The following is a 12,562-nucleotide window of genomic DNA, read 5'->3' as shown; positions in this document are numbered from 1 at the left end:
CCCGGATCGGGAGCGGGCGCCGCATCCACGGACCCAGGAGGCGCCGCACCCCCGGCCGGCACTCCGCCGCCGGCCGGACCCCACCGTGCCCCCGTCCCCGCCCCCTCACCCTCGCCCTCGCCCTCCCCGCCCCACCGCCCTCACCGTCCCCACCGCACCGGGAGTCAGCTGTGCCCCCCGCACCGTCCCCGCACGTCCCCGAAAGACCCTCCGACCCCGCCCTGCTGCGCAGGGTGGCGCTGTCGAGTCTGCTCGGCACCGTCATCGAGTACTACGACTTCCTGCTGTACGGCACGATGGCCGCGCTCGTCTTCGGCGAGCTGTTCTTCCCCGAGTCCGATCCGGCCGTCGGTACGATCGCCGCCTTCGGGACCCTCGCCGCCGGCTATGTGGCCCGCCCACTCGGCGGAGCGGTCTTCGGCCATTTCGGCGACCGGCTCCGCCGCGGTGCAGTCCGCGATGTACGCGCCGCTGGGACCGCTGCTCTCCGAGATGTTCGGCACCCGGGTCCGCTGCACGGGCGCCTCGCTCGGCTACCAGCTCGCCGCCCTGATCGGCGGCGGATTCACCCCGCTGTTCGCGGGCGGCCTGCTCTCCGCCTCGGGCGACGCGCGGAGCGCCCCCCTCGCGGTGCTCGCCGTCGTCTGCGGGCCCGTGACGGCGCTGGCCGTCCTGCGCACGGCCGAGACCCGGGGCAGAGACCTGTCGGAGGACCCGGTGCCGCCGGGCGAGCCGCCCCGTAACCGTTCGACATCGAGAGGAGCAGAGGCGTGAGGCTGACGGAGGAACAGGAAGAACTGCGGTCCGCGGTGCGGTCCGTGCTCGGACGCCATGCGGGGGACGCGGCCTGGCGGCCGCTGACCCGGCAGATCGGCGTGGCGGGGCTCGCCGTCCCCGAGGAGTACGGCGGCGCCGGGTGCGGGGCCCTGGAGGTCGGCGTGGTGATGGAGGAGCTGGGACGGGAACTGAGCCCCGTCCCGTACCTCGGCTCCGCGGTGCTCGTGGTCCAGGCGCTGCTCGCCTCGGGCGACGCGGAGGCGTGCGCGCGACTGCTGCCGGGGCTGGCGTCGGGTGCGACGGTGGGCGCCCTGGCGTGGGCGGAGCGCGGTTCCTGGGAGCCCTCGGACGTTCGGGCCCGGGCCGTCCCCGGGCCCGCGGGGCGGTGGCGGATCACCGGGACCAAGGAGCACGTCCTCGACGGCGCGGGAGCCGGGGTGCTGCTGGTGGCCGCCCGTACGGCCGCGGGCGTCTCGCTCTTCGAGGTGACCGCGGACCGCCCGGACGTGGCACGCGAGGCGACGGTGACGATGGACACCACGCGGACCCAGGCACGCGTGGTGCTCAGCGCGGCCGAGGGGCGGCTCGTGGGCGCGGAGGGCGAGGGCGACCGGGTGCTGTCGCACGTACGGGACCTGGCCTGTGCGGCACTCGCCGCCGAACAGGTCGGTGCCGCCTCGCGCTGCCTGGAGCTGACGGTCGCCTACGCCAAGGAGCGGATCCAGTTCGGCCGTCCCATCGGCTCCTTCCAGGCGGTCAAGCACCGCCTCGCGGACGCGTACGTCCTGGTGGAGTCGGCGCGCTCGGCGGCGCTCGGCGCCTCGTTCGCCGCCGCGGGTGCCTCCCCCGAGCTGCCCCGCTGCGCCGCCGCGGCCAAGTCGGCCTGCTCGGAGGCGTACGCGGCGGTGGCGGGCGAGATGATCCAGCTGCACGGCGGCATCGGCATCACCTGGGAGCACGACGCCCACCGCTACTTCAAGCGGGCGCACGGCGCGGCCCAGCTCTTCGGCACACCGGCCCGGCACCGTGCCCGCCTGGCGGACCACCTGGGTCTGCCGGGTGCCTCGGGGGTGCCCGCCGCCTGACCATGGAAGGGCAAGGGCATGCCGACACCGGGCGGCTGGCAGAAGGTCGAGGGATTCGCCACTCCCGGGGAGGCGCGCGGCGCGCAGGTCGCCTTCGCCGACATCACCGGTGACGGCAGGGCCGACACGGTCCGGGTCGAGTTCTCCACCGGTGAGGTCCGCGCCTGGCAGAACACCGGCGCACCGTGGGGCGTCACCAAGGGCTGGAAGTCGCTGGGCGTGGTCCGATCCGACGATCCGTTCCAGGGCAGGGCCGGAAGCTTCGCCGACCTGGACGGCGACGGCATCAAGGACTTCGCCGTGGTCCGCTCCGATCCGGCCGTCTCCCCCACGTCGAGGACCGCCGTCAAGGCGGCCGTGGCGGGCGGGGCCGGCGACATCGAGGGCTGGCTGGTGCCGAGCTACGGCGACGGCAGCCGCAGCGACGGCGGTGCCGGTGATCTCGGTGTCAACGGCGGTGCCGGTGACCCGATGGAGTCGCACCCCGGTGGCGACGACGGCGGTGCGAGGCCGGCCGCGTCGGGCGACTGCCGGCCCGAGGGTCTGGCGCCCACGCCGGGCGTGGCGACGCCGTACTGCAAGGTCTACCAGAGCGACGGCCGGGAATGGCTCGGCCAGGGCAGGGACCGCCGGGTCGTGGGCTACTTCAACGGTGGCCGCACGGGCGCCGACGGGACGCCGCACTACCTGGTGAAGAACATCCCGTGGTCGAAGGTCACCCACCTCAACTACGCCTTCGCGTCGGTGGAGAACGACCAGATCAAGGTCGACGCGAACGCCACCCGGAAGGAGTGGCCCGGCGAGGTCGGCGCCGAGATGGATCCCTCGCTGCCCTACAAGGGGCACTTCAACCTGCTGACGAAGTACAAACGCCTGCACCCGCGGGTGAAGACGCTGATCTCGGTCGGCGGCTGGGCGGGTTCCGGCGGCTTCTACACGATGACCACCCACCCCGACGGCTCGGTCAACCAGGGCGGGATCGACACGTTCTCACGCTCGGTCGTGGACTTCGTGCGGACCTACGGGTTCGACGGTGCCGACATCGACTTCGAGTACCCCACGGTCCTCGAGGACACCGGCAACCCGACCGACTGGGCGGTGGCGAACCCCCGGCGCAAGGGCCTGCCCACGGCGTACACCGCGCTGATGAAGACGCTGCGGGACGCGCTGAACCGGGCCTCGGTCGCGGACGGCAGGTACTACCTGCTCACCTCGGCGTCGTCGGCCTCCGGCTACCTGGCCCGCGGGATGGCGAACCAGACCGCGCTGGACCACCAGGACTTCACCAACCTGATGGCCTACGACTACCACGGCACCTGGAACGACGTCGTCGGCCCCAACGCGGCGCTGTTCGACGACGGCAAGGACCCGGAACTGGCCGATCAGTACGCCACTCCCGAGTACGGGAGGATCGGGTACTTCAACACCTCCTGGGCGATGACCTACCTGCGCGGCGCGATGCAGGCCGGGCGCGTCAACATCGGGGTGCCCTACTACACGCGCGGCTGGCAGAACGTCTCCGGCGGAACGAACGGCCTGTGGGGCACATCGCGGAAGCCGAGCGGCTGCGAGCCGGGTACGGGCATCAAGCGGCCGTGCGGTGACGGCGCCTTCGGCATCGACAACATCTGGCACGACGAGACCAACAACGGCAGCGAGCTCGGTTCCGGGACGAACCCGCTGTGGCACGCCAAGAACCTGGAGAAGAACATCACGCCGGTCTACGCGCCCGGCGTCGGGCTGAAGCCGGAGACCGACATCACCGACCGGCGCACCGGCCGGTACACCCGGCACTGGGACGACACCACGAAGACCTCGTGGCTGTGGAACGCCGAGAAGAAGGTGTTCCTGTCGACCGAGGACGAGCAGGGCATCGACGCGGTCACCGATCTGGTCAAGTCGACCGGTGCGGGCGGCGTGATGATGTGGGAGCTCGGCGGCGACTACTCCTGCCCGGCGGACATCCAGCCGGACACCCCGTGCGGAATGGGGTACACGCTGACCACCCGGCTCAACGAGAAGCTGGGCAACGCAAGCGCCTACGACACCGGTCTGCGCACCGGCAGCAGTGGTGCCGCGCCGACGGTGACGGCCGACGTGAGTGTCGAGATGGTCGGCTACCCCACCGCCACGGCGAACCTGTGGCCGCTGCAGCCGACCGTCCGGATCACCAACAACACCGGGCGCACGCTCGGCGGCGGCAAGGACACGAAGCTGTCGTTCGACATCCCGGCCTCGACGTCACCGCTGGTCAAGGACGTCGACTGGCAGACCGGCGCCCAGGGTGGCCGGTGGAAGCTGGCGCCGGGTACGACGTTCCACCGGGTCAGCACGACACTGGACTACTGCCAGATCATCCCGGCCGGAAAGTCGCTCGACGTACCGATCATCTACTTCCTCCCGATCACCGGTCCGGTGAACACGAGTCTGTCGATCGGCGGCACGTCGTACGCGCCGGCGACCGACCACCTCAAGGGACTCGGCACGGCGACACCGCCCGCCGGTGGCTGCGGCGCCGCGAAATGGGACGCGACCAGGATCTACTCCCCGGCGAGCCAGCCGATCGAGCAGACCACGGTCACGTACAACGGCAAGGTCTGGAAGGCCAAGTGGGAGACGAGGGGCAGCGCCCCGGGCACCGGGTCCGACGCCGACCACGAGCCCTGGAAGCTGATCGGCAGCGCCGGCTGACCGTTCCCGGCCACCCGGCCTGACACCCCGTCCCCGACTCGGGAGCCGGCGTCGGCGACGACCGACGCCGGCATCTCGCGGGCAGCCACGTCGCGCGAAGCGGCTGCCCGGGGGCACGGACCGGCCGGGACTCAGCGCAGCGCGGCGGCGACCAGGCCGTCGAGGGCCTCGCGGGGCACGTCGCCGCCGTTGACCAGTCGGTCGAAGACCAGTCCGTCGACGCAGGTCAGCAGCGCGGCGCGAGTCCGGAAGTACGCCGAGGTGGTGCCGGGCCCCACCATCGCTGCCCTGATCCCGATGGCGCACTCCACCTCACGGCCGAGCACCGTGCTCTGCGGGCGTGGGCCCGCCACGAGGTCGTGGGGTGGGTGCGCCGGGGGTCAGAAGGCGTAGCGCACGCGCAGCCACGGGGTGCGGTCCTCGATCAGGCGGGTCAGCGTGGCGACGGCCTCCGCCTTGATCGTGTTGCGGTAGCGCACGTTCCAGCTGCCGTTCTCGGAGCGTTTCGGCTGCTGGAGGTCCTGGCGCCACAGCACGTCCTCCGCTCGCGGGTGCCAGCCGAGGTTGACCTGGTGCAGGTCCTGGTTGTGGGTCAGCAGGATGATCTCCGCCGCCGCCTGGTCCTTCACCCGCCGCGGGAGTACGTCGTCCATGGCACGGAGCAGTTCGGCCCAGGCCCGTTCCCAGCCGGGGCGGATCACCACCGGCGACAGGTTGAAGTGCACCTCGTACCCGGCGTCGAGGAAGTCCGCGGCGGCGGTGAGACGGTCCTGGACCGGGCTGGTGCGGATGTCGAGGAGCCGGGAGTCGTCGGGCGGCATCACGGAGAACCTGATCCGGGTGCGGCCCTGAGGGTCGAGCCGGAGCAGATCGGGGTTGACGAACTTGGTGGCGAACGACGCCTTGGCCGTGGGCCAGCGCCGGAACGCGTGGATCAGATCGGCGGTGTTGTCACTGATGAGGTCGTCGACCGAGCAGTCGCCGTTCTCCCCGATGTCGTACACCCAGGCGTGCTCGTCGCACTGGTTGGGCTCCTCCTTGCGTCCCACCCCCGCGATGTGGCGGCCCAGACTGCCCAGGACGCGCTCGACGTTGGTGAACACGGTGATGGGGTTCGCGAACCCCTTGCGCCTCGGGACGTAGCAGTACGCGCAGGCCATGGCGCAGCCGTTGGAGAGCCCCGGGGCGATCCAGTCGGCGGAGCGTCCGTTGGGGCGGATGCCGAAGGACTTCCGCTCGCCCAGGACGAGGGTCTCGCGCTTGACCCTCACCCACCGCTCGACGTTCCCCTCGTTCCCGTGCAGGTGCGGAATGCGCCAGTGGGATTCCGTCTCGACGAGGCGGGCCCCGGGGAAGCGGGCGATGATCTGCCGCCCCCGCAGCGAGTCGGCGGCGGCCGGCTCGGCGTGGATCTCCTCCACTTCGAGGAGCCTGCGCGCCTGCGGCCCTTCGCGGAACCGCCGACCGTCCGGGGCTTCCGCCGGCGTCGCGGCGGCGGCGAGGTCGCTCATGCTGAACAACCCGTCGGGGTCGTCCCCCGGCTGCTGGGCTCCGGAACTCTGTCGCATCTCCACTCCACTGTCACGCACGTCCCCGCCGTCCACGCGGGCCGCCGGGTCCGGCGGGCTCGCGGAGGCGTGCACCCAGGATACGGAGGAGGCCGACAATCCGGCGATTTCGGTGGGCGGTCGGCCGCTCGCCGGAACCGCGCGGGGAAAATCGTTCGATCAACCGTCACCGTTCGTTCTAGGGTCCGTGACGTGGCAACGAAACTCAATCAGATCATCGCAGTGGAGAAGGGCGTCAAGTCCAGGGCGCACCAGGACCTGACGGCGGCCCACCACGGCCTGCAGAAGCCCGCGTTGCTCGCCGGCATCTCCCGTACGTACCAGCCGAAGGACGAGGAGGGCGAGCAGCTGCCGCCCGAGTCGACCCTGGTGCAGGTGAAGGCCGAGGACGCGCTGCGCGACACCGCGCGGGCGCTGACCCGGCTGTTCGATGTGACGGCCACCAAGGACTGGGCGAACTGCGAGGCGCGCGCCGACGTCTCGGTCGACGGGCGGGTGCTGGTGGAGCAGGTGCCCGTCGCCTATCTGCTCTTCCTGGAGAAGCAGCTGACGGACATCAACACCTTCGTCCGCAAGCTTCCGGTGCTGGACGCGGCCGAGTCCTGGACGCAGGACCCGTCGACGGACGCGTGGAAGACCGAGGTGGTCCGCACGGTCCGTACGAAGAAGGTGCCGCGCAACCACGTCAAGGCGGAGGCCACGGAGAAGCACCCGGCGCAGGTCGAGGTCTACTACGAGGACGTGCCGGTCGGTTACTGGACCACCGTGAAGTTCTCGGGTGCGCTGCCGGCCCGGCGTGTCAACGAGTTGCTGGAGCGGGTGGAGAAGCTCCAGCAGGCGGTGAAGTTCGCCCGTGAGGAGGCGAACGGCTCCGAGGTCACCGACCAGCGCGTCGGCGACGCCGTCTTCGGCTACCTGTTCGGTTAGCCGGAGCACCACAGACTCCCCGGCCGCGGAAAGCGGTCGGGGTGCGCGAGGAGCGCAAAGCTGAAGCTGAGCCTTGTCGTGACACCGCGGTTCCAGTGGAGGTTCGAGTCCTCCTCCCGGCACTTCCCGCCGGGATGGCCCAACCAGGCAGAGGCAGACCGCGTCAATCTCAGACTATTGCTCCAGACTCAGCATGCGCCGCTCATCGCCGGATCGACCGGGCCCGGGCCCTGGTGCGTCGAAATGCCAGTTCGAATCTGGTCCGCCGAGCTCGATCGGCGGTGGTCCAAAGGCAGGACGCGACGCAATGACGAATGACCCGGGTCCTCAAGTGTGCCGGCGTGTGATGTGAGCGGCATCCACAGGGTCCGGGGGCAGGCTACGCCCTCGGACCCGCTCCTTTTCCCAGGACAGGCGCCTTTCCGTCGGACGAGCCCCCCTTCACCTCGGGCCCGCTCCCTTTCCCTCGTCGCCGCAACATCCCGGCAACGAACCCTTAGTGCCCCATGCATGGAACGCGTCCCGGCACGCCCATAGCCTCTCCTCGGCGCCTTTCCCGCCGACCCCGCACATGGACGAGAGGTCCTACCTGTCATGGGCACGTCTAGATTGTCCGGTCCCAGTCGCCGTGGAGTCCTGGGTACCGCCGCGGCCGTGGCCGCCGGTGCCGCCCTTCCCGCGCTCGCCGCCGCACCCGCCCGCGCCGCCGGTGCCGCCCGCCCCAACGTGCTGCTGATCGTCACCGACGACCAGCCCAAGCACACCGAGTGGGCCACCCCCAAGACCGTCGCGTGGCTGGCCGACCAAGGCGTGCGCTTCACCAACGGGCACGTCACCACCCCGCTGTGCGCGCCGTCGCGCTCCTCGGTCTTCTCCGGCCGGTTCGCCCACAACCACGGCGTACGGAACAACAGCGCCTCCCACGCCCTCGACCAGCACACCACCCTGCAGCGGTACCTGAAGCAGGCCGGCTACCGGACAGGGCTGTTCGGCAAGTACCTCAACGCCTGGGACGTCGCCGACAACCCGCCGCACTTCGAGGAGTTCGCCCTGCTGCGGCCCTCGTACACGGACGGCACGTTCAACGTGAACGGCACCGTGCAGGCCATCCCCGGCTACACCACCACCGTCATCAAGAACCGGGCCCTCGCCTTCCTCGACAAGTCCCGCACCGACAGCCGCCCCTGGTTCGCCTACGTCACCCCGTACGCCTCGCACGGCCCGTTCACCCCCGAGCCCAAGTACACCGGAACCGCCGTACCCGCCTGGGACGGCCGTCCCTCCGTGCCCGAGGGCGACCGCAGCGACAAGCCCGCGTACGTGCGCAACGCCACCCAGACGCTCGAGGACGGCCGCACGGTCCGGGCCAAGCAGCTCCGCACCCTCCGCTCGGTGGACGACGCCGTGCAGGCTCTCCGCGACAAGCTGGCGGCGTTGGGACAACTCGACAACACCCTGGTCATCTACATCGGCGACAACGGGTTCAACTGGGCCGACCACGGCCTGACCGGCAAGGCCGTCCCCTACCGTCCGGCCCACGAAGTGCCGTTCTACCTCTCCTGGCCCGCCGGCGGACTCGGCGGCGGCACCACCGACGACCGCATCGTCGCGAACATCGACATCGCCCCCACCATTCTGGACGCGGCCGGGATCACCCCGAACACCCCGCACGACGGCAGCTCGCTGCTCGGCCCCGACTCCCGCGACCACCTGCTCATCGAGTGGTGGAAGCAGGGCAACGGGACCGATCCGAAGAACACCTGGTCGTCCTACGTCACCAAGGACCGCCAGTACACGGAGTACTACGACCTGCACACCGACGCCGCCGGCACGGTGAGCGGCACCGGACAGGTGCGGTTCCGCGAGTACTACGACCTCCAGGCGGACCCGTACCAGCTGCGCAACAGCCTCCACCAGGCCACCCCCGCGGACGAACAGGCCCTCGGGATCCCCGGCCTCGCGGCCGCGCTGGCCGCCGACCGCACCGCCTGACGGCACCTCCGGGGAGCGGGACGCCGGCGCCTTCGCGGTCGAAGCGCATCGCCGGGCCGCGCCCGTGCCCGGCGTGGGCTGGTGGCCGGCGGTGCCCGGCGCCTGGCACCGGGAACCGGAAGGTCCCGGTGCCTCCTCGGACGGCCGCCTCGACCACCCCGTCACGCACGTCTCGTACTGCAACCGCTACCGCTGCTCGGCCGCAGAGACTTTGTGCACGACCGTGTCGTCGGGGCCGATGACCTTCCCGTCGGCCGCCTGCACCAGCAGCGGGCGCAACCGGCGGCCCTGACCCCGGTCCACCAGTTCGGAATGCGGTTCGCCCGGCTCGAAGAAGTTCGCCTCGCCCCACTGCCGCAGCGCCACGATGACGGGGAACAGCGCCTCTCCCTTGGGAGTGAGCCTGTACTCCCGGTACGCGCCGCCGTCCGGTGCGGGCACGGACTCGAGGACGCCGCCGGCGACCAGACCGCGCAGGCGTGTCGTGAGGATGTTCTTCGCCACGCCGAGGCTGCGCTGGAACTCCCCGAAGCGACGGCTCCCGTCGAAGGCGTCCCGCACGATCAGCAGGGACCACCAGTCGCCGATGGCGTCGACGGATCGCGCGACGGGGCAGTCGCTCTCGTCGAAGCGCGTCCTCTTCACCATGCCGGCCTCCCTCATCCTTCCTCACCCTCTTGGTTGCAACATGCTACCAAGCCGGGCTACCGTCCCTCGCGGTAGCAAGTTGAAACCAGATGAGGTGGAGGGAGACGGAATGGGTTGCCGTCAGAGGACCGGCCCCGACGAGTCCGGCACGGAGCGGAGGGACATCCGGCAGCCGGACCCCGGCGCCTCCGACCCGGAACCCGGCGTGTCCAATCCGGACCCCGGCGCTTCCGATCCCGCACTCCCCCGGGCCCTCGTCGCGCTCTTCGCGGTCGCCTGCGGGTCGACCGTCGCCAACGTCTACTTCGCCCAGCCGCTCCTCGTGACGATCGGTCACGACCTCACCATGCCCCCGGCCCTGGTCGGCAGTGTCGTCACCCTCACGCAACTCGGTTACGGTGCGGGACTCCTCCTCCTCGTACCGCTTGGCGACGTACGCGCGCGCAAGAGGCTCGTCGTCACCCAGCTCCTGCTCCTCGTGGCCGCCCTCGTCGCCGTGGCAACCGCCGGCACCGCCCCTGTACTCCTCGCCGGAACAGCCGCGGTGGGGCTGCTCGCCGTGGTCACCCAGACGCTGGTCGCCTTCGCCGCGTCGCTCGCGGACCCCGCCCGGCGCGGCGCGGTCGTCGGCCTGGTGACCAGCGGAATCGTCATCGGAATCCTGCTCGCCCGCACGGTCTCCGGCGTCCTGGCCGACCTCGCCGGCTGGCGCTCCGTCTACCTGGCCTCGGCGCTGCTCACCGTCGTGCTCGCCCTGGTGCTGCACCGGAGCATCCCCCGTCACGCCGAAGCGGCCACGCGGCTGCGCTACGGCGCGCTCGTGCGCTCGACCTTCACCCTGTTCGCGACGGAGCGGCTGCTGCGGCTCCGAGCGCTGCTCTGCATGCTCGTCTTCGCCGCGTTCAGCACTCTGTGGAGCAGTGTCGCGCTCCCCCTCAGCGAGGACCCGTACCGGCTCTCCCACACGGAGATCGGGGCGTTCGGCCTGTTCGGAGCGGTGGGCGCGCTGGCCGCGACGGCCGCGGGCCGGCTGAACGACCGGGGACTGTCCGCCTGGACCACCGGCATCGGCCTCGCGCTCCTGACCGCCTCCTGGCTGCCGCTGGCCTTCACACGGAGCTCGCTCGTGGCCCTGGCGGTCGGCGTGGTCGTCCTCGACCTCGCCGTGCAGGCCGTCCACGTCACGAATCAGGCCCTCGTCTACGAGCTCCGCCCCGACGCGGGCAGCCGCCTGATCGGCGGCTACATGATCTTCTACTCGATCGGCAGCGCCGCCGGAGCACTCGCCGCGACCTCGCTCTACGCGGCGGCCGGCTGGGGTGCGGTCTGCGCCCTGGGGGCCGGCATCAGCTGCATCGCGTTCCTGGTGTGGGCCCTCACGGCCGGCGGGACACGGAGCGGCTCGCGGCGGCGCGGCGGCGGCCGTCCTTCGGTCCCTTGCGCGCAGGGGGTCATCGGGGACGCGTGAGGGTGGTGGCCCCGCCCGTCAGGACCGGGGCCACCACGTTCACACCGCTACCCGGTACAGGTCGGATCACTCGTCCCGGGCCCAGGACACCGGTGCCGCTTGCCGAGGTCCGGCGCCCGCGGTGGGTTCCGGCACCCCCCGCGACACACCTCGGCGCGGGATACGATGGAAGCCACAAGCAGAGGTTGCACAGCAGGGAGAACGGCGCTCATCGTGACGCACTTCCAAGCCGTGGAGCGCGCTCTCCGCACGGGCGCTCCCCACGAACTCCTCGGCACCCTGCGTGAGGCGCTCGTACAGCACTTCGAGGCGACCGACGTCGAGCTGCTCGTCGCCGACTACAGCTCCACCCTCCTCCAGCCGGTGACCGAGCTTCCGCACACCGCGCACCCCCTGGCCGTACGGAGCAGTCCGGAGGGCCGTGCGTTCGTCAGCCAGGAACCGTACGGCACGTACATCTCCCAGGACGGGACTGTCGAGCTGCATCTGCCGGTGACCGTGCGCGGAGACAGACTCGGAATCCTGACGGTGCGCCTTCCCGAGTCGAGACACACTCCTGAGGCGGTCGACGAGCTGACGGGCCTGGCCGAGCTGCTGGGTCACGAGATCCTGGTGGCCGAACGGGACACCGATCTGTACCTGCAGGCGCGGCGCAGCAAGCGACTCACCCTGGCGGCGGAGATGCAGTGGCAACTGCTGCCCGCCCGTTCCTGTGCGCGCCGGGAGTACGCCATCGGAGGGCAGCTGGAGCCCGCCTACAACATTCACGGCGACAACTTCGACTGGGCCACGACGGCCGACACGCTGACCCTCACCATCACCAACGGAATGGGCGAGGGGATCCAGGCCTCGCTGCTCACGAATCTGGCGGTCAACGCCCTCCGCAACGCCCGCAGAGCCGGCATCGGCATCTCCGACCAGGCCGCGCTCGCCGACCAGGCCATCTACGCCCAGTACCGGGGCACCCAGTACGTCTCCACCCTGCTGCTGTTCTTCGACATCGCCACCGGGCGTGTACAGGTGGTGGACGCCGGGTCACCGCAGTTGTGGCGTCAGCGGGACAGAGTCGTGGAGCGGGTCCCTTTCGAGGCACAGCAGCCGCTCGGAATGTTCGACGAGACCCTGTACGAGGCGCAGGAATTCCAGGCTCTGCCCGGCGACCGTCTGATCTTTGTCAGCGACGGGGTCTACGGCGCCGTCTCCCGTGCGGGAGAGGCCTATGAGACACGGGCGCTCGCCCGAGCCATCCAGGCGGTCAGCTTCCTGCCCGCCGCCGCGGTCCCCCGGGCTCTCCTGGAGGAGCTGAGGACCTACCGTGACGCGGACCCCGAGGACGACGCCCTGGTGGTCTGCCTCGACTGGTTCGGCCGCCCGTCGGCACCGTCGCCCTGACAGCCCGCCTCGCT

Annotated in this window: 10 protein-coding genes and 1 pseudogene; 8 read left to right on the top strand and 3 right to left on the bottom strand. The window is 71.2% G+C overall.

Annotated elements, in window-relative coordinates:
* Nucleotides 1-170: 170 nt before the first annotated feature.
* The 4 genes and pseudogenes from AMK27_RS43465 to AMK27_RS05910 all read left to right on the top strand — a co-directional run.
* Nucleotides 171-446: pseudogene (locus AMK27_RS43465) on the top strand (MFS transporter); the annotation flags it as partial.
* Between the two features lie 13 nt (nucleotides 447-459).
* Nucleotides 460-774 carry a hypothetical protein gene (locus AMK27_RS42650; protein WP_158076902.1) on the top strand — a complete coding sequence of 105 codons (315 nt, stop codon included), beginning with the start codon at nucleotides 460-462 and terminating at the stop codon, nucleotides 772-774.
* Nucleotides 771-1,862 carry an acyl-CoA dehydrogenase family protein gene (locus AMK27_RS05915; protein WP_079188218.1) on the top strand — a complete coding sequence of 364 codons (1,092 nt, stop codon included), beginning with the start codon at nucleotides 771-773 and terminating at the stop codon, nucleotides 1,860-1,862. Before AMK27_RS42650 ends, AMK27_RS05915 begins: the two co-directional genes overlap by 4 nt.
* Before the next feature lie 18 nt (nucleotides 1,863-1,880).
* Nucleotides 1,881-4,553, top strand: a complete 2,673-nt coding sequence (locus AMK27_RS05910) for a glycosyl hydrolase family 18 protein (RefSeq protein ID WP_241847321.1) — start codon at nucleotides 1,881-1,883, stop codon at nucleotides 4,551-4,553.
* A gap of 131 nt (nucleotides 4,554-4,684) precedes the next feature.
* On the opposite strand, the gene AMK27_RS44470 is transcribed toward AMK27_RS05910, so the two are convergent.
* Together AMK27_RS44470 and AMK27_RS05905 are read right to left on the bottom strand one after the other, a co-directional pair.
* Entirely contained in the window at nucleotides 4,685-4,906 is a 222-nt protein-coding gene (locus AMK27_RS44470) for a hypothetical protein (RefSeq protein WP_445194839.1), read from the bottom strand.
* A gap of 27 nt (nucleotides 4,907-4,933) precedes the next feature.
* On the bottom strand, nucleotides 4,934-6,121 hold the full coding sequence (locus AMK27_RS05905) for a spore photoproduct lyase family protein (RefSeq protein WP_079188217.1): 1,188 nt from the start codon (nucleotides 6,119-6,121) through the stop codon (nucleotides 4,934-4,936).
* A 192-nt stretch (nucleotides 6,122-6,313) separates the two neighbouring features.
* Between AMK27_RS05905 and AMK27_RS05900 the strand changes: the two genes are divergently transcribed.
* Both AMK27_RS05900 and AMK27_RS05890 read left to right on the top strand, forming a co-directional pair.
* Nucleotides 6,314-7,048, top strand: coding sequence for a DUF7873 family protein (locus tag AMK27_RS05900; protein WP_073903131.1), 735 nt, complete (start codon nucleotides 6,314-6,316; stop codon nucleotides 7,046-7,048).
* A gap of 654 nt (nucleotides 7,049-7,702) precedes the next feature.
* Nucleotides 7,703-9,040, top strand: coding sequence for a sulfatase family protein (locus AMK27_RS05890; protein ID WP_241847320.1), 1,338 nt, complete (start codon nucleotides 7,703-7,705; stop codon nucleotides 9,038-9,040).
* A gap of 186 nt (nucleotides 9,041-9,226) precedes the next feature.
* Here AMK27_RS05890 and AMK27_RS05885 read toward each other — a convergent pair whose 3' ends face one another.
* Nucleotides 9,227-9,688: a winged helix-turn-helix transcriptional regulator gene (locus AMK27_RS05885; protein WP_073903121.1), complete on the bottom strand. Its 462-nt coding sequence runs from the start codon at nucleotides 9,686-9,688 to the stop codon at nucleotides 9,227-9,229.
* 109 nt (nucleotides 9,689-9,797) lie between these two features.
* Here AMK27_RS05885 and AMK27_RS05880 point away from each other — a divergent pair, with 109 nt between their 5' ends.
* Together AMK27_RS05880 and AMK27_RS05875 are read left to right on the top strand one after the other, a co-directional pair.
* A complete protein-coding gene (locus AMK27_RS05880; RefSeq protein ID WP_079188216.1) occupies nucleotides 9,798-11,156 on the top strand; it encodes an MFS transporter in 1,359 nt (452 codons plus the stop codon).
* Between the two features lie 213 nt (nucleotides 11,157-11,369).
* Nucleotides 11,370-12,548, top strand: coding sequence for a PP2C family protein-serine/threonine phosphatase (locus tag AMK27_RS05875; RefSeq protein ID WP_107425479.1), 1,179 nt, complete (start codon nucleotides 11,370-11,372; stop codon nucleotides 12,546-12,548).
* Nucleotides 12,549-12,562 lie beyond the last annotated feature (14 nt).

Source organism: Streptomyces sp. CB02009 (genome assembly GCF_001905825.1).
Taxonomy (GTDB): domain Bacteria; phylum Actinomycetota; class Actinomycetes; order Streptomycetales; family Streptomycetaceae; genus Streptomyces.
The sequence above is the reverse complement of the archived record's forward strand: the minus strand, read 5'-3'. Positions and strand labels throughout refer to the sequence as shown.